The sequence below is a fragment of the Paracoccus sp. M683 genome, from assembly GCF_007096355.1.
In the GTDB taxonomy this organism is placed as follows: Bacteria; Pseudomonadota; Alphaproteobacteria; order Rhodobacterales; family Rhodobacteraceae; genus Paracoccus.
In genome coordinates, this window is record NZ_VKDF01000014.1 from 22,366 (window position 1) to 46,718 (window position 24,353).

Annotated in this window: 22 protein-coding genes; 12 read left to right on the forward strand and 10 right to left on the reverse strand. The window is 63.4% G+C overall.

The window, feature by feature from the left end; all coding sequences use genetic code 11:
- Positions 1 to 18 precede the first annotated feature (18 nt).
- Positions 19 to 2,232, reverse strand: coding sequence for an OmpA family protein (locus tag FNJ84_RS22470; protein WP_255471288.1), 2,214 nt, complete (start codon positions 2,230 to 2,232; stop codon positions 19 to 21).
- A 165-nt stretch (positions 2,233 to 2,397) separates the two neighbouring features.
- Here FNJ84_RS22470 and FNJ84_RS18225 point away from each other — a divergent pair, with 165 nt between their 5' ends.
- Positions 2,398 to 3,612 (forward strand): acyl-CoA dehydrogenase, encoded by a 1,215-nt coding sequence (locus tag FNJ84_RS18225; protein ID WP_143794702.1) that lies wholly within the window; start codon positions 2,398 to 2,400, stop codon positions 3,610 to 3,612.
- 146 nt (positions 3,613 to 3,758) lie between these two features.
- On the opposite strand, the gene FNJ84_RS18230 is transcribed toward FNJ84_RS18225, so the two are convergent.
- The 5 genes from FNJ84_RS18230 to FNJ84_RS18250 are packed head-to-tail and all read right to left on the reverse strand — an operon-like array spanning position 3,759 to position 7,746.
- Positions 3,759 to 4,604 carry a ferredoxin--NADP reductase gene (locus FNJ84_RS18230; protein WP_143794703.1) on the reverse strand — a complete coding sequence of 282 codons (846 nt, stop codon included), beginning with the start codon at positions 4,602 to 4,604 and terminating at the stop codon, positions 3,759 to 3,761.
- A gap of 54 nt (positions 4,605 to 4,658) precedes the next feature.
- Positions 4,659 to 5,030, reverse strand: a complete 372-nt coding sequence (locus FNJ84_RS18235; protein WP_143794704.1) for a DUF934 domain-containing protein — start codon at positions 5,028 to 5,030, stop codon at positions 4,659 to 4,661.
- Entirely contained in the window at positions 5,027 to 5,770 is a 744-nt protein-coding gene (locus FNJ84_RS18240; RefSeq protein WP_143794705.1) for a phosphoadenylyl-sulfate reductase, read from the reverse strand. The genes FNJ84_RS18235 and FNJ84_RS18240 overlap by 4 nt, the downstream gene beginning before the upstream one ends.
- Positions 5,763 to 7,421 (reverse strand): nitrite/sulfite reductase, encoded by a 1,659-nt coding sequence (locus FNJ84_RS18245; RefSeq protein WP_143794706.1) that lies wholly within the window; start codon positions 7,419 to 7,421, stop codon positions 5,763 to 5,765. Before FNJ84_RS18245 ends, FNJ84_RS18240 begins: the two co-directional genes overlap by 8 nt.
- A complete protein-coding gene (locus FNJ84_RS18250; protein WP_143794707.1) occupies positions 7,414 to 7,746 on the reverse strand; it encodes a DUF2849 domain-containing protein in 333 nt (110 codons plus the stop codon). The genes FNJ84_RS18245 and FNJ84_RS18250 overlap by 8 nt, the downstream gene beginning before the upstream one ends.
- An 84-nt stretch (positions 7,747 to 7,830) precedes the next feature.
- Between FNJ84_RS18250 and FNJ84_RS18255 the strand changes: the two genes are divergently transcribed.
- Genes FNJ84_RS18255 through arsH form a run of 3 tightly spaced genes read left to right on the forward strand, consistent with a single transcriptional unit; the run spans position 7,831 to position 9,467 of the window.
- The gene (locus FNJ84_RS18255) at positions 7,831 to 8,361 is read left to right on the forward strand and encodes an Lrp/AsnC family transcriptional regulator (RefSeq protein ID WP_255471289.1); all 531 of its coding nucleotides are present in this window, start codon (positions 7,831 to 7,833) and stop codon (positions 8,359 to 8,361) included.
- A 27-nt stretch (positions 8,362 to 8,388) separates the two neighbouring features.
- The gene (locus tag FNJ84_RS18260) at positions 8,389 to 8,745 is read left to right on the forward strand and encodes an ArsC/Spx/MgsR family protein (protein WP_143794708.1); all 357 of its coding nucleotides are present in this window, start codon (positions 8,389 to 8,391) and stop codon (positions 8,743 to 8,745) included.
- The gene (arsH, locus tag FNJ84_RS18265) at positions 8,745 to 9,467 is read left to right on the forward strand and encodes an arsenical resistance protein ArsH (protein ID WP_143794709.1); all 723 of its coding nucleotides are present in this window, start codon (positions 8,745 to 8,747) and stop codon (positions 9,465 to 9,467) included. Before FNJ84_RS18260 ends, arsH begins: the two co-directional genes overlap by 1 nt.
- A 54-nt stretch (positions 9,468 to 9,521) precedes the next feature.
- Here the strand turns inward: arsH and FNJ84_RS18270 are convergent, their stop codons facing one another.
- Together FNJ84_RS18270 and FNJ84_RS18275 are read right to left on the reverse strand one after the other, a co-directional pair.
- Positions 9,522 to 11,330: a Pycsar system effector family protein gene (locus FNJ84_RS18270; protein WP_143794710.1), complete on the reverse strand. Its 1,809-nt coding sequence runs from the start codon at positions 11,328 to 11,330 to the stop codon at positions 9,522 to 9,524.
- Positions 11,331 to 11,532: 202 nt separating this feature from the next.
- A complete protein-coding gene (locus FNJ84_RS18275; protein ID WP_143794711.1) occupies positions 11,533 to 11,991 on the reverse strand; it encodes an Rrf2 family transcriptional regulator in 459 nt (152 codons plus the stop codon).
- A gap of 174 nt (positions 11,992 to 12,165) precedes the next feature.
- On the opposite strand from FNJ84_RS18275, the gene FNJ84_RS18280 reads away from it, so the two are divergent.
- From FNJ84_RS18280 to FNJ84_RS18305, 6 genes are all read left to right on the forward strand, one after another.
- The gene (locus FNJ84_RS18280; RefSeq protein WP_143794712.1) at positions 12,166 to 12,828 is read left to right on the forward strand and encodes an alpha/beta hydrolase; all 663 of its coding nucleotides are present in this window, start codon (positions 12,166 to 12,168) and stop codon (positions 12,826 to 12,828) included.
- A 38-nt stretch (positions 12,829 to 12,866) separates the two neighbouring features.
- Complete coding sequence (locus tag FNJ84_RS18285) at positions 12,867 to 14,009, forward strand: HD domain-containing protein (protein WP_255471290.1); 1,143 nt, start codon at positions 12,867 to 12,869, stop codon at positions 14,007 to 14,009.
- Between the two features lie 230 nt (positions 14,010 to 14,239).
- Positions 14,240 to 15,451 carry an NADP-dependent isocitrate dehydrogenase gene (locus FNJ84_RS18290; protein WP_143794713.1) on the forward strand — a complete coding sequence of 404 codons (1,212 nt, stop codon included), beginning with the start codon at positions 14,240 to 14,242 and terminating at the stop codon, positions 15,449 to 15,451.
- 197 nt (positions 15,452 to 15,648) lie between these two features.
- Positions 15,649 to 16,317 (forward strand): phosphoribosylformylglycinamidine synthase subunit PurQ, encoded by a 669-nt coding sequence (gene purQ, locus FNJ84_RS18295; protein WP_143794714.1) that lies wholly within the window; start codon positions 15,649 to 15,651, stop codon positions 16,315 to 16,317.
- A 91-nt stretch (positions 16,318 to 16,408) separates the two neighbouring features.
- Positions 16,409 to 18,193, forward strand: coding sequence for an ATP-binding protein (locus FNJ84_RS18300; protein WP_370454611.1), 1,785 nt, complete (start codon positions 16,409 to 16,411; stop codon positions 18,191 to 18,193).
- A gap of 23 nt (positions 18,194 to 18,216) precedes the next feature.
- Positions 18,217 to 19,542: a sigma-54 dependent transcriptional regulator gene (locus FNJ84_RS18305; RefSeq protein WP_143794715.1), complete on the forward strand. Its 1,326-nt coding sequence runs from the start codon at positions 18,217 to 18,219 to the stop codon at positions 19,540 to 19,542.
- A 77-nt stretch (positions 19,543 to 19,619) separates the two neighbouring features.
- On the opposite strand, the gene FNJ84_RS18310 is transcribed toward FNJ84_RS18305, so the two are convergent.
- Positions 19,620 to 20,792: a hypothetical protein gene (locus FNJ84_RS18310; protein WP_143794716.1), complete on the reverse strand. Its 1,173-nt coding sequence runs from the start codon at positions 20,790 to 20,792 to the stop codon at positions 19,620 to 19,622.
- 325 nt (positions 20,793 to 21,117) lie between these two features.
- Here FNJ84_RS18310 and metZ point away from each other — a divergent pair, with 325 nt between their 5' ends.
- Together metZ and folE2 are read left to right on the forward strand one after the other, a co-directional pair.
- Positions 21,118 to 22,305, forward strand: a complete 1,188-nt coding sequence (gene metZ / locus FNJ84_RS18315; RefSeq protein WP_143794717.1) for an O-succinylhomoserine sulfhydrylase — start codon at positions 21,118 to 21,120, stop codon at positions 22,303 to 22,305.
- 98 nt (positions 22,306 to 22,403) lie between these two features.
- Positions 22,404 to 23,366 (forward strand): GTP cyclohydrolase FolE2, encoded by a 963-nt coding sequence (gene folE2 / locus FNJ84_RS18320; RefSeq protein WP_143794718.1) that lies wholly within the window; start codon positions 22,404 to 22,406, stop codon positions 23,364 to 23,366.
- Positions 23,367 to 23,406: 40 nt separating this feature from the next.
- On the opposite strand, the gene FNJ84_RS18325 is transcribed toward folE2, so the two are convergent.
- Positions 23,407 to 24,225 (reverse strand): hypothetical protein, encoded by an 819-nt coding sequence (locus FNJ84_RS18325; protein WP_143794719.1) that lies wholly within the window; start codon positions 24,223 to 24,225, stop codon positions 23,407 to 23,409.
- Positions 24,226 to 24,353: the final 128 nt, after the last annotated feature.

Below are 24,353 nucleotides of genomic sequence, written 5' to 3' on the forward strand. Positions count from 1 at the left end.
ATCCGGTGCCCGATGGCCCTAGTTGGCGGTTGCGGTTTGCAGCAGGTCGGTGATCCTGCGGACCGAGGCGCGGCGATTCGCGCGGATATCGCCTTCGGCCCTGACCTTCAGAAATTGCTCGCCATAGCCCTGAACCACGATGTTTTCAGGCGGCACGTCGAAATATTCGCTAAGCGCAAGGGCGACCGATTCCGCGCGACGGTCCGACAGGGCCAGGTTCATCGCGCCCGCGCCGACCGTGTCCGTATGTCCTTCGATCATGAAGATCTCTTGCGGGTTGCGGTTGATGGCATCCTGAATCACCCGACCCAGCCCGGCCAGCTGCCGCGCCTGATCCGGGTTGATCGCGGCCGAGCCGGTATCAAAGGTGATCGCGTCGATATTCACCGGGGCCACCAGCGCGCGCACCTCGGGGATGTTGCGAATCTGGCCAAGGGTAAAGCGGCGGTCGATATTCGCCTCGCGCTGCAAGGCGTCGCGCAGTTCTTCCTCGGACAGGGTGCCGCCGGTCGCCGGCAGCACCGGGGCGGGGGCAGGCAGGCTGGCCACGTCGACCGGCTGCACCCCGGCTGTGTCGTCGATCAGCCGGGTGGTCTTGCCATCGGCGGCGATCAGGGTCCGGCGCAGCACCCGCAGATCGGCATCGCGGATCGTTACCACCTTGCTGCCATCCTCGCGGGTGACGATGGTGCGGGAACTGCCGTCGTCGAAATCCTCGGTCGTCACGGTGCTGCCCGGCTGGCGCAGAAGCGCGACCTCGTCCTTGATCACCTCCTGGCTGCCATCGGGGCGCTGGACGACGACCCGGTCAGGCGTGCTGAGCGCGACCTGCCGGTTGTTGTTCAGCATCTGGCCCACGGCGACCGCGCCAAGGCCAAGGATCAGCGCCTTGGCCAGATCGTTGTCGTCGTCATCATCCGATCCCGCCACAGTGTTCGACTGCCCATCTGCCGTCCCGGCCGGCCGGTCCGCCTGTGCCAGCGCGGCGCGCAGGCTGGCTTCGAAATCCTCGGCCGAGCTGCGGGTGTTTTCGTCGGTCACCCGCTGTTCCTTGACCACACGCCCGGCCCCGTCAACAGCCTCCAGCGCTGCGGCGGCAGGGGCGGTCGCCTCTTTGGCGGCTTCCCTGGCGGCGACGGTCTCGACCGTGTCGGCTTCGGGGGCGCGGGGGATGACCGCGCCGGCGGCATCCACCGTATTGGTCTGGCGCGCGATCGGCAGGATCGTCAGCTGGTTGTCCCGCAACGCAACGGCGACGCCCTTTGGCGTCATCAGCGCGACGCCTTCGGCGCAGGGCGGCGCCTCGCCCGTCTGGCAGACCAGATCGTCCGCCGCCAGTCCGGCGGCAAGTTCGCGATCCAGCGTCGCAGCCAGCCCAGGCTGGCCATTGCGCTGGCGCTGCGCGGCCTCGCCTTGTGACAGGCGCAGCTGGCCGCCCTTTGCTGCATCGCCGTCCTGCTGGGCAGCGGCCAGCGCGGCCGCCAGCGCCCCGGCCACCGAATCGGTTGTCTCGGCCGAAGGGGCGGTATTGGGCCGGGTCTCGGGGCGTCGTTCCGGCCGTTGTGCGGCGCGGTTTTCGGCCCGCGCCCGTGCCTCGGCCTGTGCCTGAACATCGGCCCGCGCCTCGGCCTCGGCCTGCGTGCGGCGGTCCTGTGCGTCGTTTAGAACCTTGCCAGTCAGGCCGGGCTGGCGCGGGGCGGGCGCTGGTGCTGCGGTTTCATCCTGCACCGCGTTGCGGCGGATCGCGCGTGCTGCCTTTTCCGCGGTTGCCTCGGCCTCGCCATCGGCAAGCCGCCGCTGCAAGGCGCGGGCAAGCGCTTCGGGATCGTCCTGCGCCGCATTGGCCGCGGGATTGGCGGATGCGCCCCGGACATCGGGCAGCGGCGTCAGATTGCCGGCGGCATCCGCGCGGTTCACCTGCTGGCTGCGCGGGGCAAGGATGATGGTGCCGTTCCGGGTCACCTGTACGGCGACACCGCGCGGCGTCAGCAGCCGCACCTTGTCGCCGCAGGGGCGGGGATCGCCATTGGCGCAGATCAGCCCATCGGCGGTCAGGCCCTTGTCCAGCTCGATTTGCAGGGCATTGGCCAGGTTGGGCATCACCCCGGCCCGGCGCGAGGCCTCGCTTCTGGCCTGATCATTCGGCAGGCGCAGCTCGGCTGCGGCGATCTGCGGCAGCAGCAGCGCGGCGCAGGCGATAATCGCCGTTGAATTGTGAATGATCCGGCGCATGAAGGTCCCTTTCCCTGTCTTCGGAATGATCCGTTGATGCATTGATAACAGGCGATGATCCAGCCGGTTCCAAACAAGCGCGTGACCCCGCCGTGAACGGCTGGCATTGCCAGCCCGCCGACAGGGGCCTATGCCTTTCGGCAGAAATTGGATGAGGAGAACGCCATGGCCGCGAAGCTGAAGGCGAAGGACGCGCCCGATCTGGGTCGCTTCGATTGGGAAGACCCGTTCCGGCTGGAGGATCAGCTGTCCGAGGATGAGCGGATGCTGCGCGACGCAGCCCGCGCCTATGCCCAGGACAAGCTGCAACCGCGCGTGATCGCGGCCTATCGCGACGAACAGACCGACCCCGCAATCTTTCGTGAAATGGGCGAGATGGGCCTGCTGGGCGTCACCGTCCCCGAGGAATATGGCGGGCTTGGCGCCAGCTATGTCAGCTATGGCCTGATCGCCCGCGAGGTCGAGCGCGTGGACAGCGGCTATCGCAGCATGATGTCGGTTCAAAGCTCGCTGGTGATGTATCCGATCTACGCCTATGGGTCAGAGGAGCAGCGGCAGAAATACCTGCCGAAACTGGCCTCGGGCGAGTGGATCGGCTGTTTCGGTCTGACCGAACCCGATGCCGGATCCGACCCTGCGGGCATGAAGACGGTCGCGAAGAAAGCCGCCAATGGCTATGTGCTGACCGGGTCCAAGATGTGGATCTCGAACGCGCCCATCGCCGATGTCTTCGTGGTCTGGGCCAAATCCGAGGCCCATGGCGGCAAGATTCGCGGCTTTGTTCTGGACAAGGGGATGAAGGGCCTTTCCGCCCCCAAGATCGGCGGCAAGCTGTCCCTGCGCGCCTCGATCACCGGCGAGATCGTGATGGAAGGTGTCGAGGTCGGCGAGGATGCGTTGCTGCCCAATGTCGAGGGGCTGAAGGGGCCGTTCGGCTGCCTCAACCGGGCGCGCTATGGCATCAGCTGGGGCGTTCTTGGCGCGGCCGAGTTCTGCCTGCACGCCGCCCGCCAATACGGGCTTGATCGCAAGCAGTTCAACAAGCCACTGGCCCAGACCCAGCTGCACCAGTTGAAACTGGCGAACATGCTGACCGAGATTTCGCTTGGCCTGCAAGGCAGCCTGCGCGTCGGCCGCCTGCTGGACGAGGCACAGGCCGCACCGGAAATGATTTCGCTGATCAAGCGCAACAATTGCGGCAAGGCGCTGGAGATCGCGCGTTGGGCCCGCGACATGCATGGCGGCAACGGGATTTCCGAAGAATTCCAGGTGATGCGGCATATGGCCAACCTGGAAACGGTGAATACCTACGAGGGCACGCATGACGTCCATGCGCTGATTCTGGGTCGCGCCATCACCGGACTTCAGGCGTTCTTCTGATCGCAGCAGCGGGGGTTTCACACCCCCGCACCCCCGTGGGATATTTGTATGAAGAAGAAAGGGCGCCACGAGACCTCGGGCGCCCTTTCTTCTTCATGAAAATATCCTGGGGGGAGCCGTCGCCAGACGGCGAGGGGCAACGCCCCTCAGACGCCGTCGCCGACGAACGCCTTCTCGACCACGAATTCCTTGGGGTCCGAATTGGCGCCCTCGGTCAGGCCGAAACCTTCCAGCACCGCCTTGACGTCGATGTTGAAGGCCAGGCTGCCGCAGATCATGGCACGGTCGTTTTCAACCGACATGGGCGGCAGGTTCAGGTCGGTAAAGACCTTGCCCGAGGTCAGGTTGTCGGTGATGCGGCCCATGAACGGCGTCTCTTCCCGCGTCGTCGTTGGGTAGTAAAGCAGGCGCGAGGCGAATTCCTCGCCGTAAAGTTCGCCCAGCAGCGGGTCGTTGCGCAGGTTTTCAACCAGTTCGCGGCCATAGGCCAGTTCATCGGCATTGCGGCAGGTATGCATCATGATGACCTGCTCATACCGTTCATAGGTTTCGGGGTCGCGCATCAGCGAGGCGAAGGGCGCGATGCCGGTGCCGGTGGCCAGGAACCACATCCGCTTGCCCGGCAGCAGCGCGTCAAGAACCAGCGTGCCCACGGGTTTGGGGCGCAGGATGATCTCATCCCCCGGCTGGATATGTTGCAGCTTCGAGGTCAGCGGTCCGTCCGGCACCTTGATCGAATAGAATTCCAGCTCGTCATCCCAATTGGGCGAGGCGATGGAATAGGCGCGCAGCAACGGCTTGCCGTTATCGCCCGGCAGCCCGATCATGACAAATTCGCCCGAGCGAAAGCGCAGGCTGGCAGGCCGCGTCACCCGGAACGAAAACAGGTGGTCGTTCCAGTGCCGCACAGCCGTCACGGTCTGGGCGTCGGGCAGGGTCTTGGCCGGCTTGTCGGCGGCGGTGGCGTTGGTCACGGTAAGGTCCAGCGTCATAGTCATTCGTCCTGATGTCTTTAGGTCATGCGGCGGCCAGGCGAAAGGCCCGGTCTATCCCGCCAGCCGGGCGCGGTGGTCCCAGCTTTGCCAATCGGCGCGGGCCAGCCATTGGTCCTGTGGCTGGCGCGCAGCCAGTTCGGCCGAAATCTCGACCTCGTCAAAGCCGACGCGGCGGGCCATCGCATATTGATCCGCGATCAGCTTGCCGGTCGCGCGCAACCGGCCTTGAAAGCCAAGCGCGCGCAGGCGGCGGGCCAGGGTGAAGCCGCGCCCGTCGCCCATGGCCGGAAAGTCGATGGCGATGAGGTTGCGATGGATGTAATCCGCCAGCTCCGAAGGTGCGGTGTCCGATGCCAGCGTCACCTCGGCCGGCGCACCTGCCGGGTGAAAGCCGTCATCCTGGACGATGATCGTATCGCTCATGCCGGAACCTTTCCGCCTTGGGGGACGCGTACCATGCGCCCGCCGATGAAGTGAATGCCGCATTCGGTCTTTTCCGAGCCGCGCCAACGGCCTGCGCGCGGATCTTCGCCCGGTTTCACCGGCGAGGTGCACGGCGCGCAGCCGATCGAGGGGTAACCCTTGGCCACCAGCGGGTGCCGGGGCAGGTTGTTCTCGGCCATGTAATCCTGCACGTCCTCGCTGCGCCAATGGGCCAGCGGGTTGATGCGCAGGCGGGCGGGCGGCTCTGGCTCGAAGAATTCCAGCGCGGTGCGCTGACCGCCCTGGAAGCGCTTGCGCCCGGTGATCCAGGCGTCAAAGCCGGACAGGGCGCGTTCCAGCGGCACGGTCTTGCGGAAATCGCAGCAGGCATCGGTGCTGAACTGGTGCAGTGTGCCGTCGGGATCGTGGCGGGCGATTTCGGCATCGGTGGCGCCGACCATCTGAACATTGGTCAGCCCCAGCTTCTTCGCCACCTCGCGCTGATATTCCAGCGTTTCGGGGAACAGCATCTGCGTGTCGATGAACAGGACCGGCAGGCCCGGCGCCACGACGCTGACCATATGCAGCAGCACCACCGATTCCGCCCCGAAAGAGGACACCAGCGCCACCCGCCCAAGGTCGGGATCGCTGACCGCGCGGCGCAGAACCTCGGTCGCCGCGTGGTGGCGATACCGCTCGTTCAGGCGCAGGGCGCGGCTGTCGAGTGTTTGATCAAGCATCCACCTTCTCCGGGTAAAGCGCCGCCTTGAACGGCGCCACGCCAAGACGGCGATAGGCGTCGATAAAGGGCTCGTTCTCGTCCTGACGGTTTTCCAGATAGGCGCGCATCAGGCGGTCGATGGCGGGCACGACCTCTTCCGCGGGGAAGCCCGCACCGGCACGTTCGCCGATGGCCGGGATGTCAAAACCGTCGCCGCCAAGGGTGATCTGGTAATTCTCGACGCCCGCGCGATCCAGCCCGAGGATGCCGATATGGCCCAGATGGTGATGGCCGCAGGCGTTGATGCAGCCCGAGATGCGGATCTTCAGCTGGCCGATCTCGTCCTCCAGCCCGTTGGCGCGGAAGTGGTCGGAAATATCCTGCGCGATCGGGATCGAGCGGGCCGTGGCCAGCGCGCAGTAATCCATGCCGGGGCAGGCGATGATGTCGCTGGTCTTGCCGGCATTCGCCGTTGCCAGACCCGCAGGCAGCAGCGCGTCATAGATGGCGGGCAGGTCCGAGACATGGACATGCGGCAGCACGACGTTCTGGTCGTGGTTGATGCGCAGGTCGCCATGGCCGTATTGCTCGGCCAGATCGGCCAAGAGGTTCATCTGTTCGGCCGAGGCGTCGCCCGGCGTGGTGCCCGGCGCCTTCAGCGTGATGACCACACTGGTATAACCCGGCGCGCGATGGGCGTGCAGGTTGGTATCCGTCCAACTGCGGAAGGCCGGGCGGGCGGCGCGGGCCGCGTCATAGTTTTCGGTCGGGGCCAGGCGGAATTCCGGCGCGGCATAGCGGGCGCGATAGCGGTCCAGCGCGTCGCGGTCGACGCCGGTAAATTCGGCGCGGCGGCGCAGGAATTCTTCCTCGGTCTCGGCGCGGAACACCTCCATGCCGCGTTCCGCCACGGTGATCTTGATCCGGGCCTTGTACTTGTTGTCGCGGCGACCCGACAGGTTATAGGTCGCGATGATCGCTTCCAGATAGGGCAGAAGATCCTCTTCCGGCAGGAAATCACGGATCACCTGGCCCAGCATGGGCGTGCGGCCAAGGCCGCCGCCGACAAAGACCTGAAAGCCCAGCTTGCCATCCTGTTCGACGATACGCAGGCCGATATCATGGGCCGTCACCAGCGCGCGGTCACGCTTGCCGGCCGAGATGGCGATTTTGAACTTGCGCGGCAGGAACTGATATTCCGCATGGTCGGTCGACCATTGCCGGATCAGTTCGGCATAGGGGCGCGGATCGGTCAGCTCATCCGCGGCCGCGCCGGCGAAAACGTCGGTCGTGGTGTTGCGGATGGTATTGCCCGAGGTCTGGATGGCGTGCATCCCGACAGCGGCCAGTGCGTCCAGCATATCGGGGATGTCGACCAGCTTGGGCCAGTTATACTGGATGTTCTGGCGGGTCGTGAAATGGCCGTAACCCTTGTCCCATTTGCCGGCCAGCAGGGCCAGCGTGCGCATCTGGTCGGGGCTGATCGTGCCGTAAGGGATGGCAACCCGCAGCATATAGGCGTGCAGTTGCAGATAGACGCCATTCATCAGGCGCAGCGGGCGGAACTCGTCCTCGGTCAGGCTGCCGTCAAGGCGGCGGGCCACCTGCGCGCGGAACTGCGCGGCGCGATGGCGGACATATTCGGTGTCGATCGGGCGGGCGTCAAACATGGCTGGCCTCGGTTTTCTTGTCGGCCTGAATGCCGTGGAAATAGTTGGAAGGACCGCGCTGGCGGAACGCCTCGCGGAAATGGGTCGGCTCGGGGCCATTGGGGCCGCGCCGCGCCTCGACCAGATAGGGGCCGACCACCAGATTGGCCTGACCGATCGCCTGCAACATCGCCAGATCGGCGATGGCTTCGTCCTCGAACAGGGTGGCTTTGGCGGGATCGGTCGTCCAGCCGTCCTCGCACATCCAGACGTTGTGGCCTTCCCGCAGGTTGTTTGCGGTGATGACGCCGGGTTTGGCGGCTGTCGGAGTGAAGGCTTTGCTCATCTTTCTGCCCTTTCGGTGGATGTCTCTAATATAGAAAATTGTTCTGGATTTTGGCAGCGGGGTCTGGGAAATAAGGACGATACAATGATTGGGCCTCTGATGTCGGAACATGTTTCCAGCAATGCTGCACATGCACAAACACCTGTCCGGCTGGACGAGGTGGATAGAAAAATCCTGTCCCTGCTGCAAGAGGATGCCAGCCTGTCGCTGGACCAGATCGCGGATCGGGTGGGGGCATCCAAAACCCCTGTATGGAACCGAATCCGCAAGCTGCGCGAGGCCGGGGTGATCCGCCGGCAGGTGGCGATTCTCGACCCCGAGGCCCTGGGGCTGGAGGCCTGTTTCTTCGTCCTGATCCGCACCAGCGAACACGAAAAAGACTGGGCCGCGCGGTTCCTGAAGGCGCTGCGCGAACGCCCCGAGGTGATCGAGGCGCATCGGCTGGCGGGAGACATCGACTATATCCTGAAGGTGCAGGTCAAGAACGCGCGGGCCTATGATCGCTTCTATCAGTCGCTGATCAGCGAGGTCAGGATTCACAACGTCACCGCGCTTTTGTCGATGGAGGAAATCAAGAACTCGACCGCGCTTCCCATCCCGGATGCCTCGGGCTAGGTTCCGCTGAAGAAAACGGGGGGGCGTATGGCCGGCGACTATACCATCTGGCACAATCCGAAATGTTCGACCTCGCGCTTTGTGCTGGGGGCCCTGCGCGATGCCGGGGTTGCGCCTGTGGTGCGCGATTATCAGCAGGATCCGCCTTCCGTGGCGGAATTGCGCGCGGCTGTGGCGGCGATGGGCGGGACGCCACGCGATCTGCTGCGCCGCAAGGATGCACCAGATGACGTGCGGGCGCTGGATGGCGACGCGCTGCTTGAGGCGCTGTCGCGCGAGCCGCGCCTGATTGAACGCCCGCTGGTCTTTTCCCCGCAGGGCACCCGTCTGGCGCGGCCGAAGGAAACGGTCTTTCAGCAGTTGCCACCAGGGTCGGCCGATTGATGCGGCTGAGCGCCCTTTCCGATCCCGACCATCTGCCGGCGCTGGATCGCGGGCGTTTCCGCCCCGATCCCGCGGCTGACCTTGGGCCGACGGGCGATCCGATCCGGGTGCTGCTGCTGTATGGCAGCCTGCGCCAGCAAAGCTATTCCCGTCTTGCTGCGGAAGAGGCGGCCCGTATTTTGCGGCAGATGGGGGCCGAAACGCGGATTTTCGATCCCTCGGACCTGCCTTTTCCCGACCAGCACAAGGACGGTCACCCCGCCATCACCGAATTGCGCGATCATGCGATCTGGTCCGATGCGATGGTCTGGTCCACGCCCGAGACCCACGGCCAGATGTCCGGGCTGATGAAGGCGCAGATCGACCATATCCCGCTGTCGATGGGGGGCATCCGCCCGACGCAGGGGCGCTGTCTGGCGCTGATGCAGGTCAACGGCGGCAGCCAAAGCTTCAACGCGCTGAACAATATGCGGGTTCTGGGCCGGTGGATGCGGATGTTCACCATCCCGAACCAGTCGTCGGTCGCGCGCGCCTGGCAGGAATTCGACGAGAATGGCCGGATGCGCGCCTCGTCCTTTTACGAGCGTATCGTCGATGTGATGGAGGAACTGGTCCGCTTTACCGTGCTGACCCGCCAGCATCGCGATCAGCTGGTCGACCGTTATTCGGAACGGGCAGGGGTGGGCGCCGCGACGGCGGACCCGACCCGTCCGAGGCCATAGAAACCGCGCGCGCCGCAGGGCCGGCACGCGCGGCGTGATCGTCATCATTCCCGATCAGCGCTGCAACTGTTCGTAATCCAGCATCATATAGCGCGCCGGTTCGTTCTTCTTCTCGCTGCCCTCGTCGCTCATGATCAGCAGGCGGGGCTGGCCGTCCACGACGATCGAGTCGATGGATTCGACATTGTTCAGATTGATGATGTCGGGCAGGGCGATCGGCTCGGGCTCGGCTGCGGGCTCGCCGCTCCAGCTCCATAGCTGGGAATAGCGGTTGCCCTCATAGCCCTCGATCTCGTTCACGATCAGGAAGCTGCGCAGGATCGGGTCAAAGCTCAGCGCCCGGATGCCGCCGCCTTGCAGGGGCAGCAGGATGGGAGGGCCAAAGCGCGGCTCGGCACCTCGGTCGAACAGGGCGTCCGGGTTCTCGATCACCACGATCACCGACTGGTCCCCGGCCAGCGGCGACCGCAAGCCGACATAAAGTTGGTTTTTCTCGGCCACATGTGCCAGGCCCTCGATGTTGAGATCCTTGAAATCGGCGGTCGCGCCGGATTGGGCGGCCAGTTCGTCGCGGATCACGGCCGAGTTGATCAGCGCATCGCGCAGCCCGGTATAGGTCTGTATTTCCCCGATATTTCCGCCCGAGATGCGGAACCGCATCAGCTGTTCGCGGTCGGGTTTGCTGACCCCCTTGTTGGTCAGCGAATGCGAGGTGGTGGCATAGATCCGGTCGCTGTCGTCGATGGAAAGCCCTTCCAGATCGTCCAGCTGACGGCCAAAGCCACGCATGATCTTCAACCCCGAGCCGTGATCCTCGGTCAGGCTGCCATCCTCGGCAAAGGTCAGCAGGCTGATGGCGCGGTCGGGCTCGTCCTCGACGACGAGAATGCGGCCGTCGGGCAGTTGCTGCACGGCCGAGGGTTCATAGATCGCCTCGAACTCGCCGATGCCCATGCTGCGCAGCCGCACGGTATTGTGGGTCTCGGCGGTGGCGACGACGCCCAGCACGAATTTCAGCCCGATGAAACAGATCAGCGAGGCCAGCAAGCCCCAACGGAAGGCGGTATAGGACAGATTCAGCAGCCGGAACTTGCGGTCAGTGACCGTGCCCAGCCAATAGAGATGGTCGCTCATGCTGAAATAGACCTGCTCGCGGTCGCGCATCAGGGCCTGCATCTGCTGCCAATGCTCGTCGCGCGACAGGCGGACACGGTCCTCATAGATCAGCAGATTGACCTGTTCCTCGGACCGGGGGCGACTGGCCTGCAACAGCCGCCGGCGCAGATCGCCCAGCCCGGCGCGGCGATGCCGGACATCGCACATCCAGCCCCAGATCGTCTTGAACAGATCCGCCCGTTCCGGCGAGGCCGCCAGAAGCGCGAAGATGATCGAGGTTGCGGCGGTAAACATGAAAACCCCCGCTGGCATCAGAAAGGCCGGCGACGAGGCAAAGATGAACGCGCCCGAGATCATCAGCGCCGAGATGATGAAACCGTTCAGTGAGATCATGATATTGGCCTTTGTCGCGGCCAGGGCGATGGTGTCCAGTTCGGCGCGATAGGCGTTGCGGAACATGGTCTCGACCGCCTTGTTGCTGCCGGGCAGCGGGTCCTCGGCGGGTTTGTCCTTGTTTGCTTTCTTGTTCTTCTTGCCGGATTTCGTGGGCGCATCGCCGATTGTCTCGGCCTGATCGGCGGTGTCCCCGGCCGTCGGGTCCGGTGGCGGTGTTTCCGACGCGGGATCGGCCGTGATCGTCAGCGCCGGCTCGGGTTGATGCGGCTTCTGGCTGGTATCGGTATCTGGATCGCTATCGCTATCGGTCAGCGCAAAGTCGGTGCTGTCCTGGGTCGTTTTCTTGGCCATCGGTCTGTTCCAATCGGTTCGCTGCGCCCCGAACAGGGCACGTCTGTTTTGTTTGGCGTCACAAAACGGACAACGAACCGTCACACCGATTATTCCGGCAAAGGCGCGGATTCATGGCATCGGCGCGGCTGGACGAAAAACGCCGCCGCCGGAATGTCCGGTGCGGCGGCGCGGATTGCGGATAGTGTCGATTGCCGTGGGGCTATTCGTCCACGACCCGCAGGATCTGCGGCAAGGCGGGGCAGGGCAGCAGCTGGTTTCTGGCGACATCAGCCAGGGTGTGATTGTGCAGGAAGACATAGACATTGGCCGACAGGCTTTCCCACAGCCGGTTCGACAGCGTCTGCGCCCGCGACCCCGACACCCCGCCCGACGCGCCCGCCCCCACGTGCAGCGCGCTGACGGTTTCGTCCACCGCCTCCAGCACATCGGCGATGCGGATGGTTTCGGGCGTGCGCGCCAGTTTGTAGCCGCCGCCGGGGCCACGGACGCTGTCAACCAGCCCGGCGCGGCGCAGGCGGACAAACAGCTGTTCCAGATAGGCCAGCGATATATCCTGACGCTCGGCGATTTCGGCCAGCGAGGTCAGGTCGTCGGAACGGGCGATGGCCAGATCGGTCAATGCGATGACGGCATAACGGCCCTTGGTCGACAGCTTCATTCCGGTCCCTCCTCGGTCTGTGCATCCTGCGGTGCGGTTTTCTTGACGCGTGCCGTGGCGCTGCGCTATGCCGCAGACGCCTGTTCTTGCGCTTTTCGCATGCGCGCACCAGATAGTGTGATCTAGAGCCCGACCGCATTAGCGTCAAGAAATCCCTGTCCGCGAAGGAAGCCCATGCCCGAGTTGATTTTCCCCGGTCCCGAAGGACGTCTGGAAGGCCGCTATCACCCCCAGCCCGGCAAGCCCGACGCGCCAATTGCCATCGTGCTGCATCCGCACCCGCAATATGGTGGGACGATGAATAACCGGGTCGTCTATAACCTTCATTATGCCTTTCATAACATGGGCTTCACCGTGATGCGGTTCAATTTCCGCGGAGTCGGCCGGTCGCAGGGCGAGTTTGATCAGGGTATTGGCGAGCTGTCAGATGCCGCCTCGGCACTGGATTATTTGCAGGCGATGAACCCCAATTCCAAGCATTGCTGGGTCGCCGGTTTCAGCTTTGGCGCGTGGATCGGGATGCAGCTGCTGATGCGCAGGCCCGAGATCACCGGCTTTATCTCGGTCGCGCCGCAGGCCAATGTCTATGATTTCAGCTTCCTGGCGCCGTGCCCGTCCTCGGGGCTGATCGTGAATGGCACCGCCGACCGTGTGGCGCCGCCCAAGGATACGCAGACACTGGTGGGCAAGCTGGCCGAGCAGAAGGGCATCACCGTGACGCATGAGGAAATCGAGGGCGCTGATCACTTCTTCCGCGATGATGAGGCGCATATGAAGCCGATGATCGACCTTGTGCAGACCTATGTGCGCCGCAGGCTGACCGAGACCACGCGGTGACAGGGCAAGCCGGGGCTTTGCCCCGGACCCCAGGATATTTGGATGAAGAAGAAGCGGCAGGGCTGGTGCGGAACCTGGCCTTTCTGGCCGAGGCCGACCGGCTGAAATCGGTCCTGCGGGCGAATGCGCTGATGGATCTGTCGCGGCCCGAGAACAGCGCCGAACACAGCTGGCATGTCGCGCTGTGGGCGCTGGTTTTCGGGGCGTCGGATCGCGCCATTGCCATGTTGCTGTTGCATGATCTGGTCGAGATCGACGTGGGCGACCAGCCGATCCATCTGGAGCATGATCGCGATGCGCTGGCGCGGGCCGAGGCGCAGGCGGCGGCGCGGATCATGGGGATGGCCGCCGGGCCCGATGCCCTGATCGCGCTGTGGCAAGGGTTTGAGCAGGTCGCTGACGATGATGCGGTCATGGCCAAGCGGATGGATCATGCACAGCCGCTGTTTCAGGTGCTGATGGCGCCGCAGCCCCTGTCCGATCACGTGACCATCGTTCGCGACAATCTTGCCGGTGGCAGGGCCGCGCGGCTGCGGGAAGAATGGCCCGAGGCGATGGCGGCGGCCGGGGTGTTGCTTGCGGGCGAGGCGCCCCCCGAGGGGGATCTGACCCGCCGGCTGCGGTTTCTGGCCGAGGCGGATCGGCTGAAATCGGTCTATCGCGCCAATACGCTGATTGACGGGTCACGGCAGGAAAACAGCGCGGAGCACAGTTGGCATCTTGCTTTATATGCGCTGATCCTGGCCGATCAGGCTGGCGCCGGCATTGATATCGGCCGGGTGATCCGCATGTTGCTGATCCATGATCTTGTCGAGATCGATGTGGGCGATGTGCCGCTGCATTCCGCAGGCGGCCAGGCGCATGGCTCGGTCGAGGTGCAGGCCGCCGAGGCTGCGGCGGCGCGGCGGATATTCGGGCTGCTGCCGCCATCGCAAGCCGCCGCGCTGTACGCGCTGTGGCAGGAGTTCGAGGCGACCGAAACACCTGATGCGGTCTTTGCCAAGGCCTTGGACCGGGCGCAGCCGGTGGTGCAGAACCTGCTGTCGGGCGGGGCGGGTTGGGTCGACTATGGGGTCACGCTGGCTGATATCGAAACGCGGGTGGGCGAGAAGGTCGCGCGTGGCGCCCCACGGCTTTGGGCGGCGTTGCATCGGCGTTTGCGTTTGCATTTCGCGGGGTGAGTCGGCGCAGAATCGCGCCTGCGCGCAATATTTGGTCGATGCCGTCGGACATCCCGCCGCGCTGCTTGTTCAGCCTTTGATCCCTGGCAGGAATGGCCCTGCCTGTGTCGCGGCTGCCATCACAAGACATGATGCCAAAAGGAATGCATACAATCGCATACCGTCTTTCCTTTCCGCTGATATGGCAGTATAGCCGCCCGCAAAGCCGATAGTAATCGAAGGGAGCCACCATGTCGAAGATCAAGGTAGAAAACCCCGTCGTCGAGCTCGACGGCGACGAAATGACCCGGATCATCTGGGATTTCATCAAGCAGAAGCTGATCCTGCCTTATCTGGACGTCGACCTGAAATATTACGACCTCGGCATCGAGGAACGTGACCGCACCGATGACCAGATCACGGTGGACGCGGCCGAGGCGATCAAGAAATACGGTGTTGGCGTGAAATGCGCGACCATCACCCCGGACGAACAGCGGGTCGAGGAATTTGGCCTGAAGAAGATGTGGCGCAGCCCCAATGGAACGATCCGCAACATCCTTGGCGGTGTGATCTTCCGCGAGCCGATCATCGCCAAGAACGTGCCGCGGCTGGTGCCGGGCTGGACCAAGCCCATCATCGTTGGCCGCCACGCATTTGGCGACCAATATCGCGCCACCGATTTCCGCTTTCCCGGCAAGGGCAAGCTGACGATCAAATTCGTCGGTGACGATGGCGAGACGATCGAGCATGAAGTGTTCCAGTCGCCCGGTTCGGGTGTGGCAATGGCCATGTATAACCTGGACGATTCGATCCGCGATTTCGCCCGCGCCAGCATGAACTATGGCCTGAACCGCGGCGTGCCGGTCTATCTGTCGACCAAGAACACCATCCTCAAGGCCTATGACGGTCGCTTCAAGGATCTGTTCCAGGAAGTGTTCGACGCGGAATTCGCCGAGAAGTTCAAGAAGGCCGGCATCACCTATGAACACCGCCTGATCGACGACATGGTCGCATCGGCGCTGAAATGGTCGGGCGGCTATGTCTGGGCCTGCAAGAACTATGACGGCGACGTGCAGTCGGATACCGTGGCGCAGGGTTTTGGCTCGCTGGGGCTGATGACTTCGGTTCTGATGACGCCCGATGGGAAGATCGTGGAATCCGAGGCCGCGCACGGCACCGTGACCCGCCACTATCGCGAGCATCAGAAGGGCAACGCCACCTCGACCAACTCGGTTGCCTCGATCTATGCCTGGACGGGCGGGCTGAAGCACCGCGCCAAGCTGGACGGGAATGATGCGCTGATGAACTTTGCCACCACGCTGGAAAAAGTCACCGTTCAGGCCGTGGAAGATGGGTTCATGACCAAGGATCTGGCGCTGCTGGTGGGGCCGGATCAGAAATGGCTGACGACCATGGGCTATCTGGAAAAGGTTGACGAATATCTGAACAAGGCGCTGAACTGAGGCGCAGGATAACGGGCCGGGCGTATCGCCCGGCCCTTTTTGCCTCCGGCGGGGATATTTGGATGAAGAAGAATTTCGCCTCGCTTTGATCCAAATATCCCAGGGGGGCCGCCCGGAACGGGCGGTGGGGGCAGCGCCCCCTTTTTTCTGGCCGATGGCTGCGGTAAGAGAAGGCGTCGCCCAGCAGGAGCCGTCTTATGAAAGCCGCCGTCATTACCTTTCCCGGATCGAATTGCGATCGCGATCTGGCCGTTGCGCTGGAACAGGCGGGCGCGGATGTCGCAAGGGTCTGGCACAAGGACGAGGCCTTGCCGGCCGGAACGGATCTGGTCGCGGTGCCGGGCGGGTTTTCCTATGGGGATTATCTGCGCTGTGGTGCCATTGCGGCGCATTCGCCCATCGCGGCGGCGCTGCGCGATCATGCGGCTCGGGGCGGCTATGTGATCGGTATCTGCAATGGCTTTCAGGTACTGACCGAACTGCGCCTGCTGCCGGGGGTGCTGATGCGCAATCACGGGCTGACCTATCTGTGCAAGCCGGTCGAATTGCGGGTCGAGGCCGTCGATACCGCCTTTACCGCTGGCTACCAGGCCGGGCAGCGGATCACCGTGCCCATCGCCCATCATGATGGCAATTATCAGATCGACGCCGAAGGGCTGGCCCGGCTGCGGGGGGAAGGGCGTGTGGCCTTCAGCTATGCCGCGCCGGTCAACGGTTCGGTGGCCGATATTGCCGGCGTTTTCTCGGACAATCGCCGGGTTCTGGGGATGATGCCCCATCCCGAACGCGCCGCCGATCCGGCGCTGGGTGGCAATGACGGGGCGGTGCTGTTTCGTGCCCTCGTGGGGCAGGCTGTCGCCGCCTGACTTGAGCCGAACCCGTTCTGGCCCTAGATTGCTGTGATGCATTGCCGTTTGATGGATTTGCGGATTGGCAAGAGAAGCGAAACCGGATCGCCTGTCCGATACGGAATCGGATGCGCCCCTGCGTAATCCGTGGTGGTTGCGTGCGGCCATTGCGCTGATTCTGGTGACAGCGGCGGTCGTCTTATGGGTCACAAATGCCTGGCTGACAGAACGCTTCTCGGAAACGACGCGGGTGCGGCAAGAGCTGCGCTCGGCCTTGTATATCGGGAACCTGCGGTCGGAATTGCAGCGCACCTCGGTGGTGCCGCTTTTGCTGGCGCGTGATCCGGCGCTGATCGGATCGCTGAACGGGCAGGATTTTTCGTCGACCTCGGCCCGGCTGATCGCGGCCCAGAAGGAAATCAACGTCGCCTCGATCCGGTTGCTGGATGCGTCGGGCCGGACGGTGGCGGCGACCGATCGACAGGTGCTGAGCACGAATGATGTCACGCGGCCCTATTTCGTCGATGCGCTGCGGTCGCGTGATACCGTCTTTACCGTCAGTCAGAACGATGCGGGCGGGAATGAATTCACCTATTCCCGCGCCGTCGTCGCGGATGGCAAGGCCGTGGGCGTCATCGTGGTGGCGGCCGATCTGACCCGGCTGGAACGGTCCTGGGCCGGCATATCCGATGCGGTGGCGGTGCTGGACAGCGGCGGAACGATCATCCTGACGACCGAGCCTCGCTGGCGTGGCCTGACCCTGCCCGTGGCCTTGGCCGTACGCTCGGCCCCTACGGCGATCGAGCGGGCTTATCAGGTGACGGCCGACTGGACCAACATGCCGCCGGATGCCTATGTGCAGGGCCGCGCGGTGATGCAGACCGAGGCCCGCATTCCGTTCCGCGGTTGGCGAATGGTGTCCTTTGCGACCTATGATTCGATCCGCGAGCGGGTGAATGGCATCCTCGCGCTGGAAATCATGGGTTTTGCGATCCTGCTGGCCGCCACCTTCTATATGCTGTCGCGTCGCGAGCGGGTGAAATCGGCCGCCGTCATGCGTGAATCGGCGGATCTGCGGGCGCTGAACAGCCGGCTGAAGGCCGAGATCGCCGAGCGCGTGCGCGTGCAGCGGGAATTGCGCGTGGCCGAACAGACGATGCAGCAAAGTTCCAAGCTGGCGGCTTTGGGCGAGATGTCGGCCGGCGTCAGCCACGAGTTGAACCAGCCCCTTGCTGCGATGAAGACCTATCTGGCCGGAGCACGGCTGTTATTGCAGCGCGGTCGCCCCGAGGAAGCGCTGTCCAGCTTTCAGCGCATCGACGATCTGGTCGAGCGGATGGGATCCATCACCCGGCAGCTGAAAAGCTATGCCCGCAAGGGCGGCGAGGCCGTCGAGCCGGTCGATCTGCGCGCCAGCGTTTCGGCCGCACTGACGATGATGGAACCGCAGCTGCGGACTGGAACGATCAGGGTCAGCCATATCTTTCCGCGCGAGAAGGTGATGGTCCTGGCTGATCGCATCCGGCTGGAGCAGGTGATCATCAACCTGCTGCGCAATGCTGTCGATGCCGTGAAATCGCGCCGCGACGCGATGATCGAGCTGTCGGTCAGCGCCGGTTCTCACGCCTATGTGTCCGTTCGCGATAACGGGCCGGGTGTTGCAGATCTGGAAAAACTGTTTGAACCTTTCTGGACGACGAAGAAGCCGGGCGAGGGAACCGGTCTCGGTCTTGCGATTTCTTCCGGTATTGTTGCCGATTTCGGAGGGCGTCTGACGGCCCATAATGAAACGGGCGGGGGCGCGGTGTTCCTGGTGGAACTGCCGCTGTTCGAGCCCGATACACGGCGTGATGCGCCAGACCCACAGGGTGGGGCGCCGCTTGCGGCCGAATGAACAACGAATGACGAGGATGGCCAATGGCACGTAAACTGAAAATCGCGATCGTTGATGATGAACCCGATATGCGGGAATCGATCAGTCAGTGGCTGGTGTTGTCGGGCTTTCAGACCGAGACCTTCGCCAGCGCCGAAGAGGCGCTGAAGGTGATCGGGCCGGATTGGCCCGGTGTGGTGGTCACTGATATCCGCATGCCCGGCATGGACGGGATGGCCTTTCTGAAGCGGCTGATGGGGGTCGATTCCGGCTTGCCGGTCATCATGATCACCGGTCACGGCGATGTGCCCATGGCAGTTGAGGCGATGCGTCTTGGGGCCATCGACTTCATGGAAAAGCCGTTCAACCCCGATCGTATGACCGAACTGGCCAAGAAGGCCACGCAATCGCGGCGGATGACGCTGGATAACCGCGCCCTGCGCCGCGATCTGTCCGAAGGCCAGCAGGTCATGTCCAAGCTGATCGGCACCAGCCCGGTGATGGAACGCCTGCGCGAGGATATTCTGGATCTGGGTCAGGCCGATGGCCATGTTCTGATTGACGGCGAAACCGGTACCGGCAAGACGCTGGTGGCCCATGCGCTGCATGCGGTCGGTCCGCGGGCCAGCAAGAAATTCGTGCCCGTATCCTGTGCGGCCTATAATGACGAGGCGCTGACGGTCCGCCTGTTCGGGCCGATGGAAAACGGCGTGCCAGCGGTCGAAGAGGCGCGCGGAGGAACCCTGTGCCTTGAGGATATTGAGGCCCTGTCCGAGCCGCTTCAGGCCCGTCTGCTGGCCTTTATCAGCGATCAGGGCGTGCCGGCCGAAACCCGGATCATCGCCATCTCGAACGCGCGTGGCGAGGGGCGCAAGGCCGAGGATTCGCTGCGCCCGGATCTTTTCTATCGGCTGTCGGCGTTGAAGATCACCCTGCCGCCGCTGCGTGCGCGGGGCGAGGATATTCTTGCCCTGTTCACCCGCATGACGGAACAGTTCAGCGAGGAATATGGCTGCGAGCCGCCGCAGGTAAACGCGCAAGAGGCGGCGCAGCTGTTGCAGGCGCCCTGGCCCGGCAATATCCGTCAGCTGATCAATGTGGCCGAACGTGCCGTGCTGCAAAACAGGCGCGGGTCGGGGTCCATCGCCTCGCTTCTGATGGCGGATGGTGACGACAACCAGCAGGCCACCACGACCGAGGGCAAGCCGCTGAAGGAATATGTCGAAAGCTTTGAAAAGATGCTGATCGACAACACCATGCGCCGCCACAAGGGCAGCATCGCCAGCGTGATGGAAGAACTGTGCCTGCCGCGCCGGACGCTGAACGAGAAGATGGCGAAATACGGATTGCAGCGCGGCGACTATCTGTGAGCGGCGCTAACCCTGCGACATAAAAGAACGGCGGCCACTGGGGCCGCCGTTCGTTCTTGCTGGGGGGGCTTTCTGGATCAGGCGAAGAGGAACTCGTCGTCTGAAATGGTCAGATCATAGGTCGCGTCGGTGTGACCGGCGATATCGGTGTTTTCGTCAAGAACATGGTCATAGTCGAAAAACACCGTCCAGGGCAGGTCGTCGGCACCTTCGCCATTGGGGATGTCGCTGTCATAGGCGATGCCATAATTCGCCTGCTCGCCGTGGCAATCGGTGACGATGACCGATTTGAGCAGCAGATCGGCCGTGACATAGGGGTCCTGCTCGATCAGCATGGCGACGATCTGATCCAGATAGGCATCGGGATCCTCGCCCATCTCGGCGGGCACGTTCAGCGTTACGGTGTAGAACCAGTCGCCGCTGGTATCGCCTGCCGCCGGCCCGGTCACATCATAGAAGTTCAGCGTCAACTGGGTGATCTGGCTGTCCGACATTGCCACCTTGCCGGCAACATTCGGGCCGTCGGGTGCCCGGTCGCACAGATCTGCGGGCTCTGCCGGCTCGCAGATGGCGGTGCCGGTTCCCACCAGCTTCAGGCTGCCGTCGCGGTTCTCGCCGACGCTGGTTGCGCGGATGCCCAGTTCGGCATCGGCCAGATCGGCCAGGCTGTCGATCTTCAGCTGGGCCAGCGAAACCGTCACGCTGCCCGAGGTGGTGTCGGCATCATTGCCGCCCACCGTGCCGATGATCTTGGCCCAATCGAAGCCGTCGGAACTTGAGCCTTTCATATTGTTGCCGCCTTCGAGTTTCCGAATGGCGCCGCCGTCATTGTCGATGTCGACATACAGCCCGTTCAGATCGGCGGTGCCGCTGACCAGCTGGTAGTTGAAGGTGACATCACCGGCATCATTCAGGGTCGCGCGGACCTCGACGACGACGTCGCCGGCAGTCAGGACCCATTTGACGCAGTTGGCTTCAGGTGTTGGTTCTGTCAGGCCGCAATCTCCGTCTTTGGGCTGACCATGATCTCGGCCACCGCGATCATGATCTTGCCGATCCGAATCATGTCTTGCCTTGCCGTCATGATCGCGGCCGTTGTCGCGGTCGCGTCCCTTGTCATGACCGCGGCCCTTGTCGTGGTCCCGGTCGTTGCCGCGCTGGTCGAATTTCCGATCGTTTTCATCACGATCACGATCACGATCACGATCACGATCACGACCGCGTTGGCCGAACTTCTCATACTTGCCCATGGCTCACTCGCAACTCGAAATGCTTAAATTAAGTTATAAATATCGGCGGTAATTCGCCGCACAACCTGTCTAAAAGTTAGCGCGACAGTGATAGTTTAAACATTTGAAATTACTCAATAATACCAAATTGAATTTGTGGGATTCCTGATTTCGGAAGCCATTGCGAGCATCCTGCAATGCAGGCTCAATCTTGAATTGTAAGCTTATCGGCGAAATTGCGCCGTCGGGTTATTGTGATTCGCCTTGCTCAGGTGCTGGCGAATGTCTGGTTGCGCGGATGGCCGGCTGGTTGTAACCCGCAATCACAGCAAAGAAGGCCGCAATCATGACCGATAAGCCGCAGAAACCCGCCCATCCCCGGACCATGGCGGTCCATCACGGCACCCGCCGCAGCCAATATGGCGAGATGGCCGAGGCGATTTTTCTGACCCAGGGCTTTGTCTATGACACCGCCGAACAGGCCGAGGCGCGCTTCATCGAGACCGGCCCGGACGAATTCATCTATGCCCGTTATGGCAACCCCACCAGCCGCATGTTCGAGGATCGCATCGCCGCGCTGGAAGGGACTGAAGACGCCTTTGCCACGGCCAGCGGCATGGCTGCGGTGAATGGCGCGCTGTTTTCGCTTTGCGCGCCGGGCGATCATGTCGTGGCGGCGCGGGCCCTGTTCGGGTCCTGTCTGTTCGTGCTGGACCTGCTGGCGAAATTCGGGGTCGAGGTCAGCTATGTCGACGGCACCGATCTGGACCAGTGGCGCACGGCGCTGCGGCCTGGCACAAGGGCGGTGTTCTTCGAAAGCGTCTCGAACCCGACGCTAGAGGTGATCGACATGAAGGCCGTCGCCGATCTGGCCCATGCGGCTGGTGCCGTGGTGGTGGTCGACAATGTCTTTGCCACGCCGGTCTTTTCGCGCGCGGTCGAACTGGGCGCCGATGTCGTCGTCTATTCCGCGACCAAGCATATTGATGGCGGCGGCCGGGCGCTGGCCGGGGTGATCTGCGGCACGCGCGATTATATCCGCAAGGTGGCCGAGCCTTACCTGAAACATACCGGCGGCGCGATCAGCCCGTTTCACAGCTGGATCATGCTGAACGGTCTGGCGACCATGGATCTGCGCGTGCGGGCACAGGCCGACAGCGCGCTTGCCATCGCCAAGGCGTTGCAGGGCCATCCGGCGCTGAGTGGGGTGATCTATCCCGGCCTGCCTGATCATCCCCAGCACGATCTGGCCATGGCGCAGATGGGGTCGGGCGGCACCATGATCGCCTTCGAACTGCGCGGCGGCAAGGATGCAGCCTTTGCCGCGCTGAACCGGATGCAGCTGGTCAAGATTTCCAACAATCTGGGCGATGCCAAGTCGATTGTGACCCATCCCGCCACCACCACCCATCAGCGCCTGTCCGAGGATGAGCGCGCAAGGCTGGGCATCACGCCGGGCCTGCTGCGCCTTTCCGTCGGGTTGGAAAGTGCCGATGACCTGATCGCCGATCTGCGGCAGGCGTTCGGGAACTGACAGGGTCGGGCGGGAACCAATTTGCTCGCCGTGGCTTGGGATTTCGGGTGACCGCGCCTATATGCTGGCAGCGGCCCCGACAGGCTGGAGGAGTGCAGATGACCGAGAACCGTCCGATGATCCCGGCTTATCCCGCGCTGGCGCGTGACTATGACGCCGATTTCAAGGTTGACGCGGCCTATAAGGCCAGCTTGCCCGACCTGCAAAACGGCCCGGCCAGCCTGATTGTCGGCGCGCATAAGCCGATCCAGCATGTCGGTATTTCGAATTTCCGGCTGCCGATCCGCTATCAGCGGCGCGACGGGGGCGAAATCACGCTGGAAACCAGCGTGACCGGCACCGTCAGTCTTGAGGCCGATCGCAAGGGCATCAACATGTCCCGGATCATGCGGTCCTTCTATGCCCATTCGGAAAAGCAGTTCAGCCTGAAGGTGCTGGAAGGCGCGCTGGACGATTACAAGACCGATCTGGACGCCTTTGACGCGCGCATCCTGATGCGGCTGTCCTATCCGGTGCGGGTTGAATCGCTGCGTTCCGGGCTGACCGGCTGGCAATATTACGACATCTCGCAAGAGGTGGTCGAACGGGCAGGGCAGCGGCTGCGGATCGTGCATTTCGACTATGTCTATTCCTCGACCTGCCCCTGTTCGCTGGAATTGTCCGAACATGCGCGCGAAGTGCGCGGCAGGCTGGCCACGCCGCATTCGCAGCGGTCAATCGCGCGGATTTCCGCAGTGATGAAGGGGCCGGAAAAGATCTGGTTCGAGGATCTGGTGGATCTGTGCCGCCGTGCCGTGCCGACCGAGACGCAGGTGATGGTCAAGCGCGAGGATGAGCAGGCCTTTGCCGAGTTGAACGCCGCCAATCCGATCTTTGTCGAGGACGCGGTGCGCGCCTTTGCCGGCGCGCTGGTCGAGGATGAGCGGTTCGGCGATTTCCACGTCGTCGCCAGCCATCAGGAATCGCTGCATTCCCATGACGCGGTCAGCGTGCTGACCGATGGCCCGACCTTTGCCCAGCAATCGCTGGACCCGGCATTGTTCGCGCGGCTCAGGGCCTGACCCAGGCCGCGCGTTCGTCGCTGTTGGGCCTGCGCCCTGGTCAGCCGGGCGTTCTGATCGGCGCGATCGACAGGGCATAAAGCCCGCCTTCGTCATCGCCAAGCGCGGTCAGGCTGATGCAGAGGGTGCGATCCTCGTTTTCCGCGACCAGATCCAGCTTGCTGTTGGTATCGCCGCCGCCATCGTCATCTTCGGACACCAGCTGCCCGATCTGATCCTCCAGCCGCAGGAAGGTGTCAAAGACGGGGCTGCTGGCCATGATCTGAACGCCGGTGCCGGCCTTGACGGTCACAGCCATGGTCACGGCACCGGACAGCCGCCCACTGGTGATGATTTCGTCGCTGCCCGTGCCGATCTCGACCGGCGCATCTGATCTGGTGATGCAGGCATCGGGGCCGGGGGCCGGCGCGACCGTGACGGGCACGATGGCGCCGGCTGTTTCGGGGTCAAAGAACTGATCGACTTGCAGGCAATAGGTGCCGGGCTGCATAGCAGCGACGATGCGTGCGTTGGATTCGTCAGCGCCATCATCATCCGATGTCACGACCTTGCCCTGCTGATCGAACAGCGCCAGCGTCGGGTCGCTTTGGCTGGTATCTGTCGCCATGGTCAGCGCGATCGGGGCCGTGGTGGTGATTTCCACATATTGCGGTTCGTTGCGCGTCAGCTGCACGAACTCGCCCGTCACGCCCGTCGGCTGCTGATCAAAGCTGAGAGTGCCGGCATTCAGCGCCACAGGCTGCCCGCACGCGCCGGTCGCCGCCTGCGCCGGTTCCTGCGCCAGCACGACCGTGCCTGACAGCGGCAATGAGAGCGAGGCAATTGAGGTGGCAAGAAGCAAAGGCCTGAAATGACGCATGGAAATCTCCTGATGATCGTTAACCCGGCACCCTTGCTGAAGGGGAACAGGTCTTGCGTCAAGGACCGTATTGCACGGCTTCTGTGGCGAAGGTGGCATTTTCACGAATGTTGGGAACATAATAAGAA